This is a genomic window from Sphingobium agri (assembly GCF_023051225.1).
In the GTDB taxonomy this organism is placed as follows: domain Bacteria; phylum Pseudomonadota; class Alphaproteobacteria; order Sphingomonadales; family Sphingomonadaceae; genus Sphingobium; species Sphingobium agri.
The window spans coordinates 134792-155845 of the sequence record NZ_JALKHS010000011.1 but is presented as its reverse complement, the minus strand read 5'-3'; the positions used below and the strand labels follow the sequence as shown (position 1 = coordinate 155845).

Genomic DNA, 21054 nt, shown 5'->3' with positions numbered 1-21054 from the left:
GGAGCGCGCTTAGCATCAGCATATAGGAGTGACGCGGATGACGAACGGACTGCTTACCGGAAAGACGGGTTTCGTGACCGGCGCGGCCAGCGGGATCGGGCGCGGCATCGCCAAGGTGCTGGCGGCGGAGGGAGCGAATGTCGTGTTGAGCGATCTTTCCTCATCCACGGAGGAAGGCGCCCATGCGGTTGCCGAGATCGAGGGGGCAGGCGGCGTTGCGCGCTTCATCGCGGCCGACGTGACCAGCGGCGCTGATGTCGAAACGCTGATCGCGCAGACATGCACGATAAACGGGCGGATCGATTTTGCCGTGAACAATGCAGGCATCGGCCTGAAATCCATGCTGGCGGACAGCAGCGAGGATTTGTGGGACCGGATGAATGACGTGAACCTCAAAAGCTGTTTCCGCATCATGCGTGCCGTGCTTCCAATCATGCGAAGGCAGAAGGGCGGCAGTATCGTCAACATATCATCCATTGCCGGAGCCGTGGGATTACGGGAAGCGGGCATATACTCAGCGACGAAGCATGCGATGCTTGGCCTAACCCGAACGGCGGCGGGAGAGAATGGCGACGTCAACGTGCGCATCAATGCCATCCTGCCCAACGCGATCCGCTCCAGGCTGCTGGACGGCACATCGCCGGAGTTCCTGGAAGCCTTGCTGGCGCCCCAGGCGATCAAGCGGCTGGGGGAACCAGAGGAGTGCGGTCATCTCACGGCATTCCTGTTGTCTGAGAAGGCTGCGTTCATCACCGGCGCGTGTATCCCCATCGATGGCGGCTATCTGGCGAACTGAGGGATGCTGTTTCGCATTCATGAAATTTCACGAAAATGAATCAAATTGCGTTGGAATCCTGATCGGCCGCGCTCCAGTGCAAGCGGGGAGGAGCGGTTTCTGTCATGTCGTCAGTGGAGCGCGAAAAGCGTCCATTGCCGAGGGGAGGAACCATGATCAAGATGATTGCCGCATTGCCCGTTGCGTCGGTGCTGGCTGTAGCAGCCGGGACTTTGGCGCCCGCTTACGCCCAGGAGGCGGCACCCGCGCCCGCCGCGCAAGACGCGCCACAAAGCGGCGGCATTCAGGACATCGTCGTCACTGCCCAGCGCCGGTCGGAAAATGTGCAGAAGGTGCCGATCGCCATTTCCGCCTTCACCAATGATGCGTTGCAGGAACGCGCGGTGCAGAGTGTCGCCGCGCTTTCGGGGCTTGCTCCCAACGTCACCTTCGACGCCGGTACGCCCTTTTCAGGGTCGTCGTCGGTGCTTGCCGCCTATGTCCGTGGAATCGGGTCCAACGATTTCGCCTTCAACATCGATCCGGGCGTCGGCGTCTATCTGGACGGCGTCTATCTGGCGCGATCGGTCGGCGCGAACCAGGAACTGGGCGATGTCGAGCGGATCGAAGTGCTTAAAGGTCCGCAGGGCACGCTGTTTGGCCGCAATACCATCGGCGGCGCGATTTCCATCGTGACCCATGATCCGGGCGATACATTCCGTTTCATCGGCGATGCGACGGTGGGCAGCTACAAGCTGTTCCAGGCGCGCGGCACGGCGGACATTCCGATCGCGGATACGCTGTCGAGTTCGGTGTCTTTCTCGGTCAAGACGCGCGACGGCTATTTCAAGCGCAGGTCCTTTCCGGGCGCGCAGCCGGGCACCTATGATGTCGAGCCTTCTACGGCCTATGCCGGAGCCGGTTATGAAAATACCGGGATAGGCCGCGAAGGTGGCGAAGACGCGTGGAGCCTGCGCACCAAGCTGCGCTGGGAGCCGAGCGACGCGGTGCGCGTGACGCTGACGGGGGACTACAGCAGCAGCAAGCAGGAACAGCTTCCCAACACGCTGCTCGCCACAACGCCCAATGTCGCGGGTGGCGCTTTCGACGTTTTCGCGGGCAGCTATAATTGCGCCATTGCGGGGCAGTCGACCGGATGCGGCAACGGTCCGCCGTCCTTCGCCTATGCCTATCGTCGCGCTGGCCGCACCGGGCTGTTCGATCTGCCGGCGATCTTCGGCGTCAATGCCGATGCGAACCCCGACAATAATCGCCTGCCTTATGATAATCGCTTTGTCACCGGAGACAAGGACAGCAGCTATGCGACGGGGCTTAACTTCGCACGCATGCAATCTTACGGCGGCGCAGGTACGATCGAATATGACCTGTCCGACAGCCTGACGCTCAAGTCCATCACTTCCTATCGCGAACTGCACTGGAAAGTGGGGATGGACAATGACGGGTCGCCGCTCAACATGCTTCAGATCAGCTTCGAGATGAACCAGAAGCAGTTCAGCCAGGAATTCCAACTTCTGGGTAAAGCGCTGGATGATCGCCTGAAATATGTGCTGGGTGCCTATTATTTCAAGGAATCGGGTAATCTTCACGATTATGTGACCTTTGCCGAAGGATTGCTGCAGGTCGACGGCAACAATATCCTGAGCACCAAGAATGGCGCTCTTTTCGGCCAGCTGGACTTCAAGCCCATCGACCTGATCGGCATCACGGTCGGTGCGCGCTATACCAAGGAAAAGAAGGCTTTCGAAGGGTTCCAGTCCGATCGCAATGGCTTGACTTACAAGATACTGAACGGCTTTGGCGTGCCGCCCTGCGCGTCGCTGACGCCGATCAGCGACGATTGCCGCGTTGCTGCGGGCTTTCCCAATGCCGACGCGCCCTTACAGCTTTATCCTGGTGGCGTGAACCGCAAGACGTTCGACAATTTCTCGCCCAAGATCGGCGTGCAATTCTACCCCACCGACGATTTCATGGCCTACGCGTCCTGGTCGAAGGGGTACAAGACCGGCGGATGGACGACGCGCTTGTCCAACCCGCTGCCCGATGCGCCGAGCTTTGACGAAGAAAAGGCGACGACTTGGGAGATCGGTTTCAAGTCGAAGCTGCTTAATCGGCGTCTGCAGCTGAACTTCGCGGCGTTCACCACCAACTATAAGGGCATCCAGCTGAACTTCCAGCAGGGCGTGTCGCCGACGATCCAGAATGCCGGTGACGCCCGGATCAAGGGCTTCGAAGCCGAGGCGGTGTTCGCACCCGTTCGCGCCTTCACCCTGACATCTTCGGTCGGCTACATCGACGCCAAATATACCGACGTGCTGCCGGGTGCTGTGGTCGCGCCCAGCGTGATCCAGGGCGGCGTGTTCGTCGGTGCCGAACTGCCCAAGACGCCGCACTGGAAAGTCAATGTAAGCCCGCGCATCGAGCTCGACGTCGGCAGCAGCGGCGCGAAGCTCATCATGCTGGCCGACTGGACCTACACGTCCCGGATGCGCAACGATACCGAAGGTACATTCCTGCTCGACCGCAAGGCGTCGAACGTCGTCAATGCCAATGTGACGCTGCGACTGCCCGACGACCGCTACAGCGTCACCGTGGGCGGCACGAATATCTTTGACGAACGCTTCCTGACCACCGGTCAGGCGCAGATTGCCGGGGGGCAATTCTACGGCACCTATAACCGTCCGGCCGAATGGTACGCCAGGCTGGGCGTGAAGTTCTGATCAACCCCACATAACGCAAGCAGGATCGCATCATCATGTCCACTACAATGACTGCCCCGCCGTCGACCGCCTTCAAGATCGTCGATGTTCCCGAAAATCTGTCCCATGTGATCGACGCGCGTGGCGTGAAAGGCAGCTTCGTCGGGCCGTCGGAGGCGGAAAGCCCCTGGGTGCCCTTTGGCGACAATGCCGCCATCCGTCACCTGGCCTTCGACGTCCGCCAAAACATCTATTGCAACGTGCTCTGGCTGAAGGGGCCCGGCGTGCTCGGCACCCACAAGCATCGCGGGCGGCTGGTCATGATGTGCCTGGAGGGCAGCCTGCGCTATCTGGAACATGACTGGGTAGCAGGTCCGGGAGATTTCTTTCTGGAAGTGCCGGGCGAACGCCACACGCTGGTCAGCGAACATCCCCAGGGCGGCAAGCTGTGGGGATGGATGCAAGGTCCGATCGAATTCTACGACGAGGAAGGCCAGTTCGTGGAAACCGCCGACGTGTGGTGGTTCATCAACCATTATGAGAGCTACTGCCGGGAAAACAACTTGCCCATCAACCCGCAACTCTATCTCTGAGGGGGGGCATCCGCCGGGGGCTGGCCCTCCCCCGGCGGATGATTACGTTCTGCTGGGAAGGTCATTCACGGAATGGCTCGTCCGCATCGGTGATGATTGGCACTTTCAGGAGCGCACCGGATCGCTCATCTTTTCCGCGTGAGGCTATTCCATTTCATTCCTGATGCTACAGTCGCGTCATGAACGAACAAACGCTTTCGCCCACCGTCAAATCCGCCATGCGCACGATCGACATCATCGAATATGTCGTATCATGCCGCCGCCCGCTGGTGGCGCAGGAGATCGCGCGGGCGTTGTCGATCCCGGTCAGCAGCCTGTCCTACCTGCTCGCGACGCTGACGGAGCGCGGCTATCTGCAACGCGAAGGGCGGCGTTATAGCGCCGGGCCGGGGCTGGCCCGGCTGCAAGGGCCGACGCCCGCCTTTTCGCTGGCCGAACGGGCCGCGCCGCTGGTCAGGTCGCTCCGCGTCCAGTTGAACGAAACCAGCTCCTTCTTCGTGCGCCAGGGGTGGGAGATGGAGGCGCTCGTCACCGAAACCAGCGACCATGCCTTGCGCTATGCCGTGCAGACCGGCCGCCGCACGCCGCTGCATTGCTTTTCGGCGGGCAAGGCGCTGCTCGCCGCGATGCCGGATGACGAGTTCGAACGCTATCTGAAGGAAAGCCGTCGCGAGGCGCTGACCCCGACGACGATCACCGACGCGGATGCGCTGCGGGAAGAGATCGGGCTGGTCCGGCAGACGGGCGTGGCGCGCACGCGGGAAGAAAGCACGCCGGGCATTTACGGCCTTGCCTATGCCGCGCAGGTGGACGGTGAAGTGGCGGGCGCCTTCAGCGTCGCCGTGCCGGTGGTCCGGTTCGATGAAGAACTCGACCGCCGCGTCGTTTCCGCGCTGACACGGACGGCTGCGTTGTTCGATATCGCCTGAAGGGCCTGCTATTGCAGCAGCACCATGGCGCGCTCCCGCTCCAAAAAAATCCGGCGGGGCGTCAGGGAGAAAACGCCCCGCCGGTCGATGATCAGGCGGTCTTGCGGGTCCGCCATCCATCCGCATAGCTGTCACGCGCGACTTCGGAATAGGGCGCGGGGCTGACAGTGGCGTGGATTTCGACCTGGATGTGCGGCTCGACGGTCGGCTTGCTGGTGCCGCCATCGGGTTCGCCCCACAGCAGCGTCACCTTCGTGCCCGGTTCCGCATATTCCGCGTCTACCATGGCGAGGGTCAGCATCCGGCCTTCATTGGCGCTGTAGCCGACCCAGGTGGACAGGCCGACCTGCTTGCCGTCGACCAGCACCGAATCATAGGGGTGCATCGAATAGACCGCCGAGGGAAATTCGAAATATTTCGCGCGGTCGCCCTTCTGGAAGGCGGAGCTGATGACACGGGCGACATCCTCGCTGTCGAGCGCCAGCGTCACCTTCTTGCGGTGCGGTCCGGCCGCGATTTTCTCCAGCGCTTCCCGGCCGATAAAGTCATGGTCGAACTTGACGAAGGGACCATAGCCAAGATCCCATGGCGTCAGATAATAGCCTTCGATGCTGTCGGGGACATAGCTGCCGCCGATCGACGCCTTGGCTTCATAGGAGTTGGCGGTCAGCCATTCGCGATAAGGCTTGAGCGCTTCGCCGCTATAGACTGCGGGCAGCGGGGAGGGGATCCAGCCCGACTCCAGCGTATTGGAAGAATAGGTCCGCCCACCGACCAGCGTCAGGCCGAACGCTTCGCCCGCCTTGATCAGCGCCTGGCGTACGGTTTCGCGTTCCGCCCACGGGCCGAACAGCTCATAGCCCGGCTGGCCCGCCATGCCATGACGCAACGCGCGGACCTTGCAGCCTGCAATGTCGAGCGTGGTCATGTGGAAGAATTTGAGGTCGGGCGGGGTCTGGCCCATCGCCGCCCCAAGCGTCTGCATCGCGTTCGGCCCCTGCAACTGATAGCGATAGGATTTGCGGTTTTCCGGATCGGGACGAACGGCGGTGCGCTCGTCGCGTTCGACGGTGACGTTCCACTTGCCGGTCTGGGCATGATATTCGACCCATTCGATCGCGGGCGCGCGGCCGACCAGGTTGAAGCGGTTTTCCTCAAGGTAGAAGAGGATGACGTCGCCGATGACATAGCCGTCGGGCGTAACAGGCACCCACTGCTTGGCGCGGTCGGGAATGAAGCCCTTGAAGCTGTTGATGCCGAGATGGTTCAGCATCGCGAAGGCGTCCGGCCCGCTGACTTCCAGATCGACCATGTGATAGGATTGGTTGAACAGCACCGCAGTCTGCGCCCAAGCGGTCTGTTCGTTGCGCCAATTGGAATATTCGGCCGGAACGCCGGGATAGGCGTTGGGGCCGGTCTGCTGGTTGCGCAGGAAGTGAATCAGGTCACCCTTGCCCTCGATCAGATTTTGCAGGCTGTCAGTCATTCATCTTCTCCCATCATGGTTTCGGAACCGGCGGGCATTTCCAGCCAGCCGGCTATGGCTTCGTTAAGGGCATCAGGCGCTTCGGCGGGCAGCATGTGACCCGCCCCGGCGATGATCTTCAGTCGCGCCGCGTGAATGCCCGCGGCGATCAAGCGGTGCTGTTCGGGCGGGCTCCATTGGTCATACTCGCCCACCGCGACCAGCGTCGGGCAGCCGATGCGGGGCAACAGCGATTCGACCTCCGGACGGCCGAGAAGCGCGGTGATCTGCGCTGCATAGACGTCGATGCCCGCCTGGACCGCCATCTGGTGCAGCGGCTCGATCAACCGTCGATCCGCGTGGCGGCCGGGGGCGACCATGGGAGGAAGCCAGTGGTCTACGAGCGCCGCCATGCCCTGTTCACGGCCTAGCGCCAGTAGCGCGTGGCGCTTTTCCGCTTCGCCAGCACGCACCGGGTGGACGCCGGTGCTGACCAGCGCCAGCCGTTCGACGCGCTCGGGCGCAAGCCGCACGACCTCCAGTGCGACGCGCGCACCCATGGAATGGCCGAGCAGCGACATGGTCTGTGGCCCGGAGGCGAGAACGCGCCGCGCCATTTCAGCGATGCTGTCAGAGGCCCCGAAACCATCGACTGCAAAAGCGGCCGGGAAGCGCTCCATCTGCGCCGCGAACATGCGGGAATCGCAGAGAAGGCCGGGTAGCAGGATGAGCTTTGAGGAAGACAGCGGCACGAGCCAAATCGCTTTCAATTCGTATTCGTGAAATTTCCTATATACGAATTATGAGATTGGCGCTAGAGAAGAAATGTCAAAAAGATCGAGCGGCAGAGGCTGCCCGGCAAAAGCTGGAATATTCAGGAGAGCGGTCATGGCGGGCGCGGCGACGATCCACCCGAACTGGGAACAGCATATCCCCAAGCGGATCACCGATGGCTATTCGATCGAGATGACGGCCAAGGATTGCGATGCCCTGCGCGCCGCCGCCTTGATGCTGGCACCCGAAACGCCGATCGCCATCACTTTCCTGCCCGGTGAGACGATCGACGCGCGAATCGCTGCGGCGAAGCTGGTCCGCGACCTTGGCTTTGAACCCATGTCGCACCTGTCGGCGCGGCGGATCGGCTCCTATGAGGAGTTGGAGCAGACGGTGCGCCGGTCCACGCAAGAGGCTGGCGTCCGGCGCATGTTCCTGGTGGCGGGCGATCCCCCCGTCCCGGCGGGACCGTTTGAGGACGCGCTGTCCTTGTTGCGGACGGGCCTGTTTGAAAAGCATGGCGTGAAGGCGATTGGCATTGCCGGGCACCCGGAAGGCCATCCCGTGATGGATGAAGAAGCCCGGTGGAGCGCACTTCTGGCCAAATGCGCGGAGGTGTCGGATCGCGGCATGGCCCCGCTGATCGTCACCCAGTTCGGCTTTGATGCCGCACCGGTGCTGGATTGGCTGATCGAATTGCGGAGGCGGGGGATCGATGCGCCGGTGCGGATCGGCGTGCCGGGGCCAGCGGGTATCAAGACGCTGCTGCGCTTTGCCGCCCATTGCGGTGTCGGCGCGTCCGCGTCTGTGCTTGCGAAATATGGCATTTCCCTGTCGCGCCTGCTGGGGGCTGCCGGGCCCGACCGGCTGGTGGGCGACATCGCCGCTGGCCTTCACCCCGGCCATGGCCCGGTGCGGCTGCACTTCTATCCATTCGGGGGCCTGGCGCGCACGGCAGAGTGGATCGGTCAGCACCGGTCGAACCAGAATTGACGCATATCATCCATAGGGGGATCGATTGACCCAGACATGCATCCTGACCCTGTCCTGCGCCGATCGGCCGGGCCTGGTCGCCACCGTGGCCGCTTTCCTCGCTTCGCACGGTGGCAATATCCTCGAAGCGCAGCAGTTCGACGATCGTGACAGCGGCCTGTTCTTCATGCGGGTCGTGGCGGAGCTGGCTGAGCCGTGGAACGACATCGACAAGCTAAGCGCGGCTTTCCGGATGGTGGCGGACGATCATGGGATGATCTGGAGCCTGCGCGACGCGGCGGAACGGCGGCGCGTGCTGTTGCTGGTGTCGAAGTTCGACCACTGCCTCGGCGATCTGCTTTACCGGCATCGCATTGGCGAACTGCCGATGGATGTCGTCGGCATCGTGTCCAATCATCCTATGGCGACGCTCAACACGACGATGATCGGGGACATCCCCTATCATCATCTGCCCGTGACGAAGGAAACGAAGGCGCAACAGGAAGCGCAGATCAAGGCGGTGGTCGAGGAAACCGGCGCGGAGCTGATCGTGCTGGCGCGCTACATGCAGATATTGTCGGACGACCTCGCCGCCTATCTTTCCGGCCGCTGCATCAACATCCATCACAGCTTCCTGCCGGGCTTCAAGGGCGCCAAGCCCTATCACCAGGCGCATGCGCGCGGCGTGAAGATGATCGGCGCGACCGCGCATTACGTCACCGCCGACCTGGATGAAGGACCGATCATCCATCAGGATGTCGAGCGGATCAGCCATGCCGACAGTCCCGAAGACCTCGTGCGCAAGGGCCGGGACATCGAACGGCGCGTGCTGGCGGCGGCGGTCGCCTATCATCTGGAAGACAGGGTATTGGTCAATGACGGCCGCACAGTCGTTTTCCGCAACTGATCCGCGCGTGGCCCGGACCATCGACGGCAGGGCGCTCGCCCGCACCATCGGCGTGGAGACCGCACGCCAGGCGGCGGAGCTGCATGCGCGCACCGGGGTGCTGCCAACGCTTGCCGTCGTGCTGGTGGGCGAGGACCCCGCAAGCCAGGTCTATGTGCGCCGCAAGGTCAAGGAAACCAAGGCAGCGGGCATGCGGTCGATAGAGCATCGGCTGGACGCATCGATAGCCGAAGGCGAGTTGCTGGCGCTGATAGCCTCGCTGAATGCCGATCCCGCCGTCCATGGCATATTGGTGCAGCTGCCGCTTCCCAGGCAGATCGACGCGACGCGGGTGCTGGACGCGATCGATCCGGCCAAGGATGTGGACGGGTTCCACCCGGTCAATGTCGGGCGGCTATCGACCGGGATCGGCGGGCTGGTGCCGTGCACGCCGCTTGGTTGCATGCGGCTGCTCGATACGGTGGTGGAGGACTATCGCGGCCTCAACGCCGTGGTGATCGGCAAGTCCAACATCGTCGGCAAGCCTGTCGCCATGCTGCTGCTGGAACGCGAATGCACGGTCACCGTCACTCATATCGCCACCAAGGGCCTGGCCCGCATCGTGCGAACCGCCGACATCGTCGTCGCCGCCGCCGGCAGCCCGCGCCTGGTGCGAGGGGATTGGGTGAAGCCCGGCGCGATCGTGATCGACGTCGGCATCACCCGCGTGACGGATGAGGATGGAAAGGAACGGCTGGTGGGCGATTGCGCCTTTGACGAACTCGGCCATGCCGGTGCGGTGACGCCGGTGCCGGGCGGCGTAGGGCCGATGACCATCGCCTGCCTGCTTGCCAATACGGTGCAGGCGGCCAGGCGGGCGGCGGCCCTTGGCTGAGTCCTGCTCCTCGACGCGGGTCGCCGTGCGCGACCTGCCGCTGATGGCGGACATCGGCATCAATCCCGACGAGATCGGCACGCTGCAACCGCTGGTGGTCAGCGTGACGCTGCTGGTCGATCCGGTGACGCAGGACATGCTGGGCGCGACGATCGACTATCGCCGCGTCCACGAACTGGCGCTGACCTTGGCCGGAAAGCGCATCGGCCTTATCGAGACCTTCGGCGCGGAACTGGCTCGATCCTGCCTTGCCTTCGACCGAGTGCGGCAGGCAGAGGTCACGATCGACAAGCCCCGCGCGCTGCCATCGGGCATGGCGTCAGTCACCATATCGATGTCGAGGTGAGGCGCGGCCGGGGCGGGACGCGTCGTCACCCGTTCCTGAAAGAGGTCGGCGGCCGCCCGAATTCCTGCGCGAAGCAGCGGGCGAGATAGCCCGGATCGTTGAAGCCGCAGGCATAGGCGATCTCGCTCACGGTCAGGTTGCGGCATCCGCTATCCTCCAGCATCGCGCGGACGCGCGCCAGGCGGATCATGCGCAGCTCTCGCCCGGCGCTGCTGCCTGTTGCGGCGAACAGGCTGTGGAGATAGCGGACGGATATGCCATGCTGCGCCGCGATGGCTGCTGGCGTCAGGTCAGGGTCCGCGAAGCGGCTGGCCAGCGTCCGGCGGATCTGGTGCAACAGACGGCGACGATGGGTCGTTTCCTCGCCCGCCAGCCCATCACACATCAGCGCCAGGCAGCCGCCCAGCTGGTCGGCGATCAGATGAGCGGGCAGGGGCCGCCCTTCCTCCACGGCATGGGCGACACTGTGCAGCAGCCCGTCGAACGCAGCGCCCCACGGCGAAGTCCCGACCAGCGGGCGTATGGTGCAGGCATAAGGGTCAGGGAGCCAGCGTTCGACCCAGGCGCTGGGGAGCGCCACCAGATAGGCCTCGGAAAATGCCGAGGTGACGAAGCTGAAATTGTCGAGATGGCTGAACAGTAGCGCCTCACCCGCGCCCAGCGTGGCTTCACGCCCGTTCTGGCGCAGGGTGATGCCGCCGCTGCGCATGTAGACGAGGTCGAAGCGTGGCGACGCGCCATGGCGTCCGCTGGCGTCGTGCACCCCCTGCTGACTGGCTGCGCTTATGACGGAAAATTGCACGTCACCGATATGCTGCTTGCGCAATTCGCCCCGGAATGCGGCCCGATCCGGCACGCGAATGTCGATCGGCGTCACATGCGCCTGAACCTCTGCGTGCCAATGATCAAAGGCGGGTGCGCCGTCCAGAGTGGCGGTCGATACATGATAGCCGGGGCCATTCACCCGCAGTCCGTCTCCTTCCCGCGCCTTTGGCCGCGCGTTCGGTGGCGATGATAGCGGCAAATGACCAAATGCGCCACAAGGACGTCGGGTCAGAGGTCCAGCAGCAACAGCGCAGATCGCGCCCGCGAACAGCAGGGGGTGAAAAGCTTGCCCTCATCCCGTTCCTCATCCGTCAGATAGCTGTCGCGATGGTCCGGCGCGCCCTCCAACAGGCCAGTGACACAGGTGCCGCACACGCCTTGTTCGCAACTGACAGCTATGTCGATCCCTGCCTCGATCAGGACGCTTGCCGCCGATCTGCCCGGCGGAATCGTGAAGGTCTTGCCGGTGCTGGCGATGCGCACTTCGAAGGGCCGGTCGCCTTCCTGCATCAGCGGCTCAGCCGCTTCGAACAGTTCGCGATGGATACTGGCCTCCGCCCAGCCGAGCCGAAGCGCTTCTTCCATCACGGCGCTCATGAAGCCTGCGGGGCCGCATATATAGACATGCGTGCCCGCGCCGGGCGGGCCGAGCGCTGCCGCCGGATCGAAACGGGCCTGCCGGTCATGCTGGCTGAAATAGCTACGCCCGCCCACGGCCACGACAGCATCGCCAAATGCAGCATTTTCCGGCGTCCTGCAGCAATAATGCAGATCGAAGGGAGTAGTTTCCCGGGCCAGCGTCGCCGCCATCGACATGATCGGCGTGATGCCGATCCCTCCGCCGATCAGGATGTGGCGGTCGCCCCCTTGGGCGAGCGGGAACAGGTTGCGCGGCGCGCCGACGCTGACCTGCCGCCCAGGATGGAAAGCGTCATGCACCCGCGCCGATCCGCCCCGTGATTGCCGCTCGCGCAAGACCGCGATCTGGTAGCGGTGCCGCTCAGCCGGATCATTGCAGAGCGAATATTGCCGCACCAGTCCATCATCGATCAAAATGTCGATATGCGCGCCCGCCGTGAAGCGCGGCAGGTCCCCGCCGTCCGCACGCGCCAGATCCAGGCGCACGATGTCGGGAGCCAGCAGTGTTCGACTTGTGATTTCGAGCGCTAAGCCTTCAGCCATCCTGGCCATCACCGGCCTCAGACTACCGGCTCGACAGGCAGCCGCGTGCCAGCCTTGCGCCTTAACAGGTCAAGCGGAGCCTCCGCACCGGGCTGGGGCAGCGCTCCTGCGGCTTCATCGGCAATCAGCTTCTTCATGATGCGGCGCGCACGGGTCGCGGCGACGTCGGCGGACGCCATCACCGGGCCCATCTCATCTAACGTGCGGGTGCCCATCATGCGCTGCTGCTGTTCCAGGATCGGCTTGTCCTGCCCGACGAACGCGATCTCGATCGCGGCACGCCACATCTCGTCCACCGACAGGTCATCCATCTTGTAGTTGCGGGCGAAGGACCAGAAATACCAACTGGAGGTCGCGTCCTTGGGCGTCAGCAGGTCGCAGCCATAGAGCCAGACGCCATCGTCGCGGGTCTTGCCCACGGGCGTCACGCCGACGTCAAGCAGCAGGTTGCCCGGCGGGTCCCAGCGCATATAGGCCCAGTGATCGACATTTTCGGCATAATTGTCGAACGCGGCGGCCCAGGCAGGCGGCGCTGCCCCATCGTGCGCCCAACGGTTCGACCAGACCGTCGTACCGCTTTGCAACGTCTCAAGCTTGCTGCGGGTCAGCGCCTCGCTGTTCAAAACGCCTTCATGGACAAATTCCGCATGGGTCAGGTCGAGCAGGTTGTCGCTGATCAGCTCGTAATTGGCGGCGACCTCCATCATCCCTTCGATCCGGCGAAAGGACGGATCGTTGTTGCAGGAAAAGTCGGGAATCGTGCTTTCGTCGGCATGGTCAGGATCGCCCAGCCACAGCCAGATCATGTCGTACCGGTCGACCACGGCATAGCGTTTAACCCGCATCTTCGCGGGGATGATGCCATCGATCAACGGCGTCCGGGTGCAGCCGCCCGACGTGCCGAAACGGAAGCCGTGATAGCCGCACTGGATGTCGTCGCCGATCAGTTTTCCCGCGCTCAGTGGCGCGAAACGGTGCGGGCAGACATTGCCGAGCGCGACCGGATCGCCATTTTCGGTACGGTAGAGAACAATGGATTCATTGCAGATCTGCCGTTCCAGCAAGGTGCGGCCGATCTCGCTGCTCCAGGCTGCGACATACCAGCAATTTTTGAGGAACATGTTCCTCTCCCTTTAGATCGCGAGCCACTGCGGGGCCCTTCGCGCATCAAGGATAGACCGGCGCGCATGATCCTGCGTGGACAGGAGAGCATAAAAGCTGGGACAGGAAAGCAGTGCCGGAAAAAGGCGGCAGCCCAGATGCAAAAAATCTCCGCCGCTATTCGTCGTGGTCTCCCGGCCTTGGCCTATCGCTACATCATTCGCCGGATGACAACCTTGCCCCTGGCCCGGCCGGATGCTGAGCGCTCCAGGGCCGCCGGCGTCTCGTCGAACGAGAAGCCCTGGTCGATCACGGGGCGCAATATGCCTGCCTCGATCAGCTTGCCGATCCGCGCCAGTTGGCTCCCGTCGGGATGCATGAAAAGAAAGCTGTAGTCGATGTCGCGTGCCCGTGCCTTGCGGCGGATGGACGCGCTGCCTAACCGGATGAGTTGACGCACGATCCACCCCGCCCCGACCATGCGCGCAAAGGCCGGATCGGGTGGCCCGGCGATCGAGATCAGCTGGCCGCCGGGTCTAAGCACATTCAGCGACTTTGCCGTCACCTCGCCACCCAGCGTGTCCAACACCATGTCATAGCCGCTCAGCAGTTCTTCGAACGCCTGGTTTTGATAATCGATCACCTCGTCTGCGCCCAGGTCGCGGGCCAGCGCGATATTGGACGTGCCGACCGTGGTCGCGACATGTGCGCCCAAATGCCTGGCAAGCTGAATGGCGACCGTGCCGACGCCGCCTGATCCTGCGTGGATCAGCACCCGCTGCCCCGCTTGCACCTTCGCCCGCTCGACCAGCACCTGCCATGCAGCCAGCGCTACCAGGGGAAATGATGCCGCAGCAGCCGGATCGAGGCCAACCGGCATCGGGGCGAGATCGCCCGTAGCGACCGCTATACGTTCCGCGAAGGTGCCGATACGGTCGCCGCCGACGCAGGCGAACACATGATCGCCGACCCGCCAATCTCGCACCCCTTCGCCAACGGCAACGACTATTCCTGCGAGGTCATGGCCCAGGACCAGCGGCATCTTGTAATGCAGGATCGCCTTGAACGCGCCTTTGCGAAGTTTCTCGTCAAGCGGATTTACGCTGCTCGCCATGATGTCGACGACGACCTCGCCCGGGCCTCCCACCGGTTCGGGCAGGTCATGACGCTTCAGCAGCGCGCCATAATGATCGATGGCATAGGCCTTCATCGGCTGCCTCCCGATGGCGACCGGGCCTCCAGCGTGCCGCGTGTCCCTGCTTCTGCGTCGAAGATCAGCAGCGTCGACGTCGCTGTGGCGCACAGCCGCCCGGAACCATCGTGCAGGCTGGCCTCGGTGAAAGCGACGCGCCGTCCGGAAGACACAACGCGCCCGGTCGCGCGCACCGTGCCGCTGTCGACGTTCAGCCCACGCAGATAGGATATCTTCAGCTCCAGCGTCGTGTAGCCGCGCCCTGCATCCAGCATGGTATGAAGCGCGACGCCGCATGCGCTGTCCAGCAAGGTGGCAAAATAGCCGCCATGCACCATGCCAAGCGGGTTATAGACGCTGCGGTCGGGCGTGCCCTCGAAAACGGCAAGGCCTCGGTCAACCTCTACCAGGTGAAAGTTCAGCGTCTCGCCGATCGGTGCCTGCTGGCCGTTCGCGATCATCGCCCGGATTTGCGCCAGCCCATCCGGCAGTGCTTCGCTGGCCTCGCTCATCGGCGCCGTCCTCTTCACCATGGCTCGTGGAAAGGCCGCACCTCGGCCAGGAACGACCATGCGTCTCGCGGCTGGTGGGCCAGATGGAACAATTCGGCCGCGATCGATGTCGGTGAGATGAAGAAGTCGTCCGGCTTGTCGGGTTGCAGCTCGCGCTGCCACGGCACATCGATCGCCGCGTCGATGACGAGGTAGGCGACATGAACGCCCTTGGGACCCAGATCACGCGCCAGCGATTCTGCCAGGATACGCTGGGCCGCCTTGGTCGGGGCAAAGCCTGCAAAGGCCGCCTTGCCGCGTTGCGAAGATCCATTGCCGGTGACCAGGATCACGCCTTCGCCAGCGTCGACCATCGCAGGCGCCGTCAGCCGGGCGAGATGGAACAGCGCCAGCGCGTTGATCTCGAAATTGCGGGCGAGTGTCTCCGCCTCAACCTGTTCGAAGGTGCCGAACGCGCCCCCGACCGCATTGTGCACCACCACCTTGGGAGGCCCCACGCGCTCGATCGCCCGCGCCAGCGCTTGCTGATCGGTCACATCGCACGGCACAGCGATCGTATCGGGAATCTCGTTCGCCAGCGCCTCCAGCCGGGACGCGTCGCGGGCGAGCATCGCCACGCGATACCCTCCGTCCACGAAGCGGCGGACCGTGGCGGTTCCCGTTCCCGGCCCGACCCCGGTCACCAGCGCGAGCGGCTTTGCAGGATCAGTCATGGCGGCCCTCCAGACGCGCAATCTCCTCGCGCAGGAATTCGACGCGGTCATTGCCGAAGAACATGGCATCGCCCACGATCATGGTTGGCGATCCGAACACGCCGCGCGCAGCCGCCTCTTCGGTGAAGCGGTCGAGCTGCGCCGCCGTCTCGGCCGCATCGATCCGCTCTGCGATCATGGCCGTGTCGATGCCTGCGTCGGAAAGTTCGGCCAGCACCGCCGCGCTGTTGCCCAGCGTACGCCCCTCGCTCCAAATCGCGCGATACAGGGCCAATGTCACCGCATCCCGCTGTTCCGGCGCGGCTGCGATCACGGCGCGGGCCATCGCCGCCCCGTCATTGGCCTTCATGTCCGACGGGTTGATCGCGACGGCATAGCGCTGCGCCCAGCGGCCAAGGTCGACGCGCGCATAGGCGCCCTTTGCCTCGCAGGTGAGGGTGGTCGGCACATTGCCGACCTTTTCCATGAGGGCCAGAACCTTCATCGGCTTGAAATCGATCGCCGCGCCCAGCTGCCGCAGCTGCGTGAAGGCCAGATAGGAATAGGGACTGCGGAAATCGTAGAAAAATTCGATCGTCACAGGCATCAGTCGTCTCCTTTTGTATCGAAGAGGCGGCGGATGGCCTCGTCCGCGCCGGGGCCGGGCCGCAGCCGCGCCCGTTGGAGCGGCACCACCTCGCTCGTTTCCGCGTCGATCAGCGCCAGGGTGAGGGGGTGTCCGCTCTGCCGGTCGACCATCTCGATCGCGGGCTCGCCAAATCCGCTCGCGTCCCACCGGTCGCCCCATTCGCGCAGCGCCACACTGACCTTCCACAGGTCGCGGCCCTTGGGCGTCAGGCGATACTCATCGCGCGGCGGATGATCCTGATATCGCACGCGCTCGACGATGCCCGATGCGGCGAGATGCTTGAGCCTCGCCGCCAGCGTCGCGGCGGGAATGCCCGTGCTCGCCCGCAGATCGTCATAGCGCGCAAGGCCCAGCGACAGGTCGCGGATCACCAGCAACGCCCACCGGTCCCCAATCAACTCCAGCGCCCCGGCAATCGAACAGCGCATCCCCGAAAAGGATTTCGTCTTCATTCCACCGCTCCTGCAACCCAAACCAAGCCACCGCCGATCGAGTCACTTCATTTATTGAAGCAACATAGCGCGGCCTCCCGGCGATACAAGTCCCCCGCGTCTCCACGTGTCGGCCTTCACCTGTCTGGCCCTGCTTTAGGTTAACCCGTCGATTATGCCGCGACGGGCGGGAGCCAATCCTCTTCCCCATTGTTTCCCTTCTGCTCACGCATAGCTTAAGGCACTATCCGTGTTTCTCGTTCGGGGAGGAAAGGCGGCGGGCGTTATTGGAGGTCAGCGGCATGCGGACCGGCATTTCCCAAAGGCGCGCTCATCCGTTGCAGGCGGAAAGCGGCCTGCCCGGCCTCTTGCCGCGCATCTGCGGCGCTGACTCTTCGCCAAGGCGCGATATTCTTTGGCTTGTTAACATGGATGATAGTGCCGATCCCATTCTCAACCTTAGATGGCGGGAACGGGGAATACCGGCAGTTCCGGTCAGACCAGCGCTAGAAGGGTTCGGACGGGAATTGATCGAGGAAGCTTTGCCCCGCCAGCTCGGTGCCACCACCAGTCCGCAATTTTCAGGCGGCGGCATTTGCTGCCGCATCATCATGCCGCTCGTCATCCATGACGATGACAGCGGCTTCCCCATCCTGGAAGAGGAGGACGGCCGATGACCGAAGGTCTCACTGGCAAGCGCATCCTCATTATCGAGGATGAATATCTGATCGCTACCGATCTCAAGCGGGCGCTTACCGATGCGGGAGCGATCGTCGTCGGCCCGGCGGGCACGATGGAGGCCGCGCAAATGCTGGCCGAGGAAGATATCGACCTCGCCCTCCTGGACGTCAATCTGGACGGCGAACACAGCTATCCGCTGGCGAACAGGCTACGCGATCGTTCGGTGCCCTTCGCCTTTCTGACCGGCTATGACGAATGGGCTCTCCCGCCCGCCTATCGGGAAGTGCCCCGGCTCGGAAAGCCGTTTGCAATGGCGCAGTTGATCAATGAATTGACGGCCCTCAGTCCGGCCGATCAGACATGACCGCCTTCTCCCGCCTTGCCGACCCGGCGCATCCGGCGATCCGCAGGCTGGCCGCGCTGGCTCCACTCGATCCGTCCGCGCGAACTGCCCTTGCCGATGCCGCCCTGCGCAGCCGCGCGCTCAGGCCTGCGCGCGAACTGCTCGCCGAAGGAGCACCGATCGCCAATCCGCTGCTCATCCTCAACGGCTGGGCCGCGCGCGTCCGCTTCCTCACCGACGGGCGGCGGCAGATCATGAGCCTCCTGCTGCCCGGAGACCTCATCGGCAATTGCCGCCACAGCCGCCCTTTGTCGGTATCGACCATCGTGGCGCTGAGCCCGCTGACCGTTTGCGCGGCGCCGTCCCCGGGCTCCCCGTCGCTCGAAGAAGCCTATCATGTCAGCCACGCGCTCGATGAAGCCTATCTGCTGGCCCAGATCACGCGCCTCGGCCGCTTCAGCGCGGAAGAGCGGGTGGTCGATCTCATGCTGGAACTGCGTGACCGTCTGACGCTGTGCGGTCTTGTGAGCGACGGGGGCTTCGCATGGCCCCTGACGCAAAGCGCCCTTGCCGACACGCTCGGCCTCACCCCCGTCCATGTCAACCGCACGCTTCAGCAATTACGCCGCCGTGGTGAGGTCGTCCTGCGCGCGGGTCGGCTCCAGTTGACCGATCCCGCCGAACTGATCCATCGCGTCGGCCATATCACGGCGCACGTTACCGCTACGCAGAGTTGAGTCCACGAAAAGCAGACCAGGACTGCGGCATTGGCTGCGATGATAGGTCTTCAAGCCAAGAGAATAATTGTCGGCATCACGATCGTCGCGGACAAATCACCTGAACTGGGTTGAGTTCAGCCAAAGGTCTAAGTTCCTTCAGCAATAAATTGCGCTACTCAATATTTATCATGATGTTCAATTATACGAACAACATGAATGACGGCAGGCCACCTCTCTTCTCCTCTCCCCTTCAGGGGAGAGGATAGGAAGCCTTGCTGCGCCAGCAGCTAGGCGAACTTGGCGAGGGGGGAGGGGGCGAAAAAGGCGGCGTGGAAGAGAGAGGATATGCGGCTCCTTCCCCCTCATCCAACTCCACCTAAGCGGCTCCGCCGCCAAGGCTCCATATCCTTCTCCCCAGAGGAGAGAAGGGACATGTGCAAACGCTCTGATGCCAGTTCCTCGCCGCACCGGCCGAGCCCGTCGCTACCCAAATTCGAACAACGCTGACCCACCCCCATCGATCGCCAAGAAAAAAGGCGCGATGCTCATCAGCACCGCGCCTCATATCCATTTCTTTCAACCTCCCGGCAGCACCTTAAAAGGCACATGCCGGAAGATTTGAACGACGCTATCTCAGCTGTTGGTTTCAGCCGGAGCCGGAGCTGCCTTGGCACGCGCCTTGCGCGGCGCCTTGGCGGCCTTGGGCTCTGCGCCACCGGCGGCGTCGGCAGCCTTAGCGGGCGAAGCCTTGGCGGCAGGCTTTGCGGCTGCCTTTGCGGGCTTGGCAGGCTTGGCCGCCTTGCGCGCGGGAGCCTTGTCGCCAGCGTCTGCGGCTGCAGCCTTTGCGGCGTCTGCCTGCTTGGGCGCTGCGGCCTTCTCTCCACCGTTGGCGGCGGCAGGCTTGCGGCCAAGGCCCAGCCGCGTGGCAACTGCGCGGCGGGCTTCGGAATAGCTCGGCGCGACCAGCGGATAGGATTTGGGCAGGTTATAGCGTTCGCGATATTCATCGGGCGACAGGCCATGCGTAGCCAGATGACGCTTCAGCGTCTTGTAAGGCTTGCCATCGATCATGCTCAGGATGTGATCGGGCGAAGACAGGCTTTTGCGGACGGAAACCGCGGGCGTATAAGTCGCCGCCTGCGCTTCGTTAGCATCCGCCGCCGGATCTTCAGTCAAGGCGATCCGCGTCGTACGGATAAGCTCGGCCAGCCCTTCGCTCGTAACCGAATTGTTGGAGACAAACGCACTCAAAAGCTGAACTGTGAGCGTCGTGATGTCGGGCTGCGATTCTTCAGACATTGGTACGCTTCTCCACACCGAATAACTGGGGCGACCTTCTGCGCGCTTTCAATTCAAATGTAAATAAGCTTTGCTCTTTTAGTCTCACGATATCTGTCCCTATGATGGACGATTCAGATGTTTTGCGCCCATGGCCGCCTCACTAGACTGCTCATCTTGGCCCGCCGAATTGTTGACGCGGCAAGCAAGGATAGTGATTGAACATGCTTCAGCTTAGAATTGGGCCTGTAATCATCCTATGCATTGCTGCACCGGAAGCGCCTCTGATTTCCGGCTGCGCGGAATGGTCTACGGCCTGCAATAACTTGGGCGAGCGTCCCCCAGGATCGAACAGCGGACGCGTGACGCGGTGTCGTTCGGTTTATCGCGGCTAAACCCTATTGGCGGGACAATGATCCCGCTTTTCCCGAAGACGGCAAAAAAAAGGGCCGATCCCGAAGGACCGGCCTAATGAGTTTTTAGGAGAGGATGCCTGAAAGGCAGGGCGGCATTTGCCGCCGCGGCCCCCTCCTGACAATTGTTTAGATCGGCAGTTCGATTGCAAGTCATGCAATCGTAACATATCCGGCACGCATCCTGTCCGGACGAGTGCCTGGCCTATTAGCCGTTCAGCTGATCCTTGACCGCCTTGGCGGGGGTGAAGGTCAGCTTCTTCGACGCTGCGATCTGGATGGTCGCGCCAGTCGAAGGATTGCGGCCTTCACGAGCCGGCTGGTCCTTGACCTTGAACTTCCCAAAGCCGCTCAGCGAAACTTCGTCACCCTTGGCAGCGGCGCCAGCGATAGCGGCAAACACGCCGTCCACATATTTGCGGGCGTCGGCCTTGGTCAGGCCATGCTCGGCTGCAACTGCTTCGGCGAGTTCGGTATTGTTCATCGATCGTCTCCCTTTCGTGGACGACGGGTCTTAACCTGTCTTATCGCCCGCAACTAGAGGGGTTTTTGCCGATTAACCGACATTTTCATGCCGGATTCGACCTAATCCGGCGGTTGAAGAGCGCTCCTGGCCCGTTCGGACCTTCCGATCCTCTCTCCGCCATGGTGATTCCCGGGCGTCCCGGACGACTCCTGATCGCC

Annotated in this window: 23 protein-coding genes; 11 read left to right on the top strand and 12 right to left on the bottom strand. The window is 63.1% G+C overall.

The features are described from left to right. Window positions 1–37 precede the first annotated feature (37 nt). The 4 genes from MU848_RS14450 to MU848_RS14435 all read left to right on the top strand — a co-directional run bounded on the left by MU848_RS14450 (window position 38) and on the right by MU848_RS14435 (window position 5014). Window positions 38–796, top strand: a complete 759-nt coding sequence (locus MU848_RS14450; protein ID WP_247233650.1) for an SDR family NAD(P)-dependent oxidoreductase — start codon at window positions 38–40, stop codon at window positions 794–796. 152 nt (window positions 797–948) lie between these two features. Then, window positions 949–3513, top strand: coding sequence for a TonB-dependent receptor (locus MU848_RS14445; RefSeq protein ID WP_247233648.1), 2565 nt, complete (start codon window positions 949–951; stop codon window positions 3511–3513). 35 nt (window positions 3514–3548) lie between these two features. Beyond that, window positions 3549–4085 (top strand): 2,4'-dihydroxyacetophenone dioxygenase family protein, encoded by a 537-nt coding sequence (locus MU848_RS14440; protein WP_201516053.1) that lies wholly within the window; start codon window positions 3549–3551, stop codon window positions 4083–4085. Between the two features lie 179 nt (window positions 4086–4264). Further along, complete coding sequence (locus MU848_RS14435; protein ID WP_247233646.1) at window positions 4265–5014, top strand: IclR family transcriptional regulator; 750 nt, start codon at window positions 4265–4267, stop codon at window positions 5012–5014. Window positions 5015–5105: 91 nt separating this feature from the next. On the opposite strand, the gene desA is transcribed toward MU848_RS14435, so the two are convergent. Continuing rightward, window positions 5106–6500 (bottom strand): syringate O-demethylase, encoded by a 1395-nt coding sequence (desA, locus tag MU848_RS14430; protein ID WP_247233644.1) that lies wholly within the window; start codon window positions 6498–6500, stop codon window positions 5106–5108. After that, window positions 6497–7231, bottom strand: a complete 735-nt coding sequence (locus MU848_RS14425) for an alpha/beta fold hydrolase (protein ID WP_247233642.1) — start codon at window positions 7229–7231, stop codon at window positions 6497–6499. The genes desA and MU848_RS14425 overlap by 4 nt, the downstream gene beginning before the upstream one ends. A gap of 136 nt (window positions 7232–7367) precedes the next feature. Here MU848_RS14425 and MU848_RS14420 point away from each other — a divergent pair, with 136 nt between their 5' ends. The 4 genes from MU848_RS14420 to MU848_RS14405 are packed head-to-tail and all read left to right on the top strand — an operon-like array spanning window position 7368 to window position 10352. Continuing rightward, window positions 7368–8246: a methylenetetrahydrofolate reductase gene (locus tag MU848_RS14420; protein WP_247233640.1), complete on the top strand. Its 879-nt coding sequence runs from the start codon at window positions 7368–7370 to the stop codon at window positions 8244–8246. A 25-nt stretch (window positions 8247–8271) separates the two neighbouring features. Continuing rightward, window positions 8272–9132: a formyltetrahydrofolate deformylase gene (gene purU, locus MU848_RS14415; RefSeq protein WP_247233638.1), complete on the top strand. Its 861-nt coding sequence runs from the start codon at window positions 8272–8274 to the stop codon at window positions 9130–9132. Continuing rightward, window positions 9101–10006, top strand: coding sequence for a bifunctional 5,10-methylenetetrahydrofolate dehydrogenase/5,10-methenyltetrahydrofolate cyclohydrolase (locus tag MU848_RS14410; RefSeq protein ID WP_247233637.1), 906 nt, complete (start codon window positions 9101–9103; stop codon window positions 10004–10006). The genes purU and MU848_RS14410 overlap by 32 nt, the downstream gene beginning before the upstream one ends. Continuing rightward, a complete protein-coding gene (locus tag MU848_RS14405) occupies window positions 9999–10352 on the top strand; it encodes a dihydroneopterin aldolase (protein ID WP_247233635.1) in 354 nt (117 codons plus the stop codon). The genes MU848_RS14410 and MU848_RS14405 overlap by 8 nt, the downstream gene beginning before the upstream one ends. A gap of 25 nt (window positions 10353–10377) precedes the next feature. Here the strand turns inward: MU848_RS14405 and MU848_RS14400 are convergent, their stop codons facing one another. The 8 genes from MU848_RS14400 to MU848_RS14365 form a co-directional block, all read right to left on the bottom strand. After that, window positions 10378–11316, bottom strand: a complete 939-nt coding sequence (locus MU848_RS14400) for an AraC-like ligand-binding domain-containing protein (protein WP_247233633.1) — start codon at window positions 11314–11316, stop codon at window positions 10378–10380. A gap of 89 nt (window positions 11317–11405) precedes the next feature. Next, window positions 11406–12359 (bottom strand): PDR/VanB family oxidoreductase, encoded by a 954-nt coding sequence (locus tag MU848_RS14395; protein ID WP_247233631.1) that lies wholly within the window; start codon window positions 12357–12359, stop codon window positions 11406–11408. Window positions 12360–12376: 17 nt separating this feature from the next. Continuing rightward, the gene (locus tag MU848_RS14390; RefSeq protein ID WP_201516044.1) at window positions 12377–13480 is read right to left on the bottom strand and encodes an aromatic ring-hydroxylating dioxygenase subunit alpha; all 1104 of its coding nucleotides are present in this window, start codon (window positions 13478–13480) and stop codon (window positions 12377–12379) included. A gap of 191 nt (window positions 13481–13671) precedes the next feature. Further along, complete coding sequence (locus tag MU848_RS14385; protein ID WP_247233630.1) at window positions 13672–14670, bottom strand: NADP-dependent oxidoreductase; 999 nt, start codon at window positions 14668–14670, stop codon at window positions 13672–13674. Then, a complete protein-coding gene (locus MU848_RS14380) occupies window positions 14667–15164 on the bottom strand; it encodes a PaaI family thioesterase (protein WP_247233628.1) in 498 nt (165 codons plus the stop codon). Before MU848_RS14380 ends, MU848_RS14385 begins: the two co-directional genes overlap by 4 nt. Window positions 15165–15178: 14 nt before the next feature. Next, the gene (locus MU848_RS14375; RefSeq protein ID WP_247233626.1) at window positions 15179–15877 is read right to left on the bottom strand and encodes an SDR family NAD(P)-dependent oxidoreductase; all 699 of its coding nucleotides are present in this window, start codon (window positions 15875–15877) and stop codon (window positions 15179–15181) included. Next, a complete protein-coding gene (locus tag MU848_RS14370) occupies window positions 15870–16463 on the bottom strand; it encodes a 2-hydroxychromene-2-carboxylate isomerase (protein ID WP_247233625.1) in 594 nt (197 codons plus the stop codon). Before MU848_RS14370 ends, MU848_RS14375 begins: the two co-directional genes overlap by 8 nt. Further along, window positions 16463–16957: a winged helix-turn-helix transcriptional regulator gene (locus MU848_RS14365; protein WP_201516039.1), complete on the bottom strand. Its 495-nt coding sequence runs from the start codon at window positions 16955–16957 to the stop codon at window positions 16463–16465. Before MU848_RS14365 ends, MU848_RS14370 begins: the two co-directional genes overlap by 1 nt. A 407-nt stretch (window positions 16958–17364) precedes the next feature. Between MU848_RS14365 and MU848_RS14360 the strand changes: the two genes are divergently transcribed. The 3 genes from MU848_RS14360 to MU848_RS14350 are packed head-to-tail and all read left to right on the top strand — an operon-like array spanning window position 17365 to window position 18697. Beyond that, window positions 17365–17613 carry a hypothetical protein gene (locus MU848_RS14360; protein ID WP_247233623.1) on the top strand — a complete coding sequence of 83 codons (249 nt, stop codon included), beginning with the start codon at window positions 17365–17367 and terminating at the stop codon, window positions 17611–17613. Continuing rightward, window positions 17610–17981 carry a response regulator gene (locus MU848_RS14355; RefSeq protein WP_247233621.1) on the top strand — a complete coding sequence of 124 codons (372 nt, stop codon included), beginning with the start codon at window positions 17610–17612 and terminating at the stop codon, window positions 17979–17981. Before MU848_RS14360 ends, MU848_RS14355 begins: the two co-directional genes overlap by 4 nt. Next, window positions 17978–18697 carry a Crp/Fnr family transcriptional regulator gene (locus MU848_RS14350; protein WP_247233619.1) on the top strand — a complete coding sequence of 240 codons (720 nt, stop codon included), beginning with the start codon at window positions 17978–17980 and terminating at the stop codon, window positions 18695–18697. Before MU848_RS14355 ends, MU848_RS14350 begins: the two co-directional genes overlap by 4 nt. Window positions 18698–19312: 615 nt before the next feature. On the opposite strand, the gene MU848_RS14345 is transcribed toward MU848_RS14350, so the two are convergent. Both MU848_RS14345 and MU848_RS14340 read right to left on the bottom strand, forming a co-directional pair. Beyond that, window positions 19313–19978 carry a MucR family transcriptional regulator gene (locus MU848_RS14345; protein ID WP_247233616.1) on the bottom strand — a complete coding sequence of 222 codons (666 nt, stop codon included), beginning with the start codon at window positions 19976–19978 and terminating at the stop codon, window positions 19313–19315. 600 nt (window positions 19979–20578) lie between these two features. Beyond that, on the bottom strand, window positions 20579–20854 hold the full coding sequence (locus MU848_RS14340) for an HU family DNA-binding protein (protein WP_097093579.1): 276 nt from the start codon (window positions 20852–20854) through the stop codon (window positions 20579–20581). Window positions 20855–21054 lie beyond the last annotated feature (200 nt).

Bases quoted from the DNA above. Each gene is read 5' to 3' on its own strand.
- MU848_RS14450 (WP_247233650.1), top strand. From the start codon at position 38: ATGACGAACGGACTGCTTACCGGAAAGACGGGTTTCGTGACCGGCGCG.
- MU848_RS14445 (WP_247233648.1), top strand. From the start codon at position 949: ATGATCAAGATGATTGCCGCATTGCCCGTTGCGTCGGTGCTGGCTGTA.
- MU848_RS14440 (WP_201516053.1), top strand. From the start codon at position 3,549: ATGTCCACTACAATGACTGCCCCGCCGTCGACCGCCTTCAAGATCGTC.
- MU848_RS14435 (WP_247233646.1), top strand. From the start codon at position 4,265: ATGAACGAACAAACGCTTTCGCCCACCGTCAAATCCGCCATGCGCACG.
- desA (WP_247233644.1), bottom strand. From the start codon at position 6,500: ATGACTGACAGCCTGCAAAATCTGATCGAGGGCAAGGGTGACCTGATT.
- MU848_RS14420 (WP_247233640.1), top strand. From the start codon at position 7,368: ATGGCGGGCGCGGCGACGATCCACCCGAACTGGGAACAGCATATCCCC.
- MU848_RS14410 (WP_247233637.1), top strand. From the start codon at position 9,101: ATGACGGCCGCACAGTCGTTTTCCGCAACTGATCCGCGCGTGGCCCGG.
- MU848_RS14395 (WP_247233631.1), bottom strand. From the start codon at position 12,359: ATGGCTGAAGGCTTAGCGCTCGAAATCACAAGTCGAACACTGCTGGCT.
- MU848_RS14390 (WP_201516044.1), bottom strand. From the start codon at position 13,480: ATGTTCCTCAAAAATTGCTGGTATGTCGCAGCCTGGAGCAGCGAGATC.
- MU848_RS14385 (WP_247233630.1), bottom strand. From the start codon at position 14,670: ATGAAGGCCTATGCCATCGATCATTATGGCGCGCTGCTGAAGCGTCAT.
- MU848_RS14380 (WP_247233628.1), bottom strand. From the start codon at position 15,164: ATGAGCGAGGCCAGCGAAGCACTGCCGGATGGGCTGGCGCAAATCCGG.
- MU848_RS14375 (WP_247233626.1), bottom strand. From the start codon at position 15,877: ATGACTGATCCTGCAAAGCCGCTCGCGCTGGTGACCGGGGTCGGGCCG.
- MU848_RS14370 (WP_247233625.1), bottom strand. From the start codon at position 16,463: ATGCCTGTGACGATCGAATTTTTCTACGATTTCCGCAGTCCCTATTCC.
- MU848_RS14365 (WP_201516039.1), bottom strand. From the start codon at position 16,957: ATGAAGACGAAATCCTTTTCGGGGATGCGCTGTTCGATTGCCGGGGCG.
- MU848_RS14360 (WP_247233623.1), top strand. From the start codon at position 17,365: ATGGATGATAGTGCCGATCCCATTCTCAACCTTAGATGGCGGGAACGG.
- MU848_RS14355 (WP_247233621.1), top strand. From the start codon at position 17,610: ATGACCGAAGGTCTCACTGGCAAGCGCATCCTCATTATCGAGGATGAA.
- MU848_RS14350 (WP_247233619.1), top strand. From the start codon at position 17,978: ATGACCGCCTTCTCCCGCCTTGCCGACCCGGCGCATCCGGCGATCCGC.
- MU848_RS14345 (WP_247233616.1), bottom strand. From the start codon at position 19,978: ATGTCTGAAGAATCGCAGCCCGACATCACGACGCTCACAGTTCAGCTT.
- MU848_RS14340 (WP_097093579.1), bottom strand. From the start codon at position 20,854: ATGAACAATACCGAACTCGCCGAAGCAGTTGCAGCCGAGCATGGCCTG.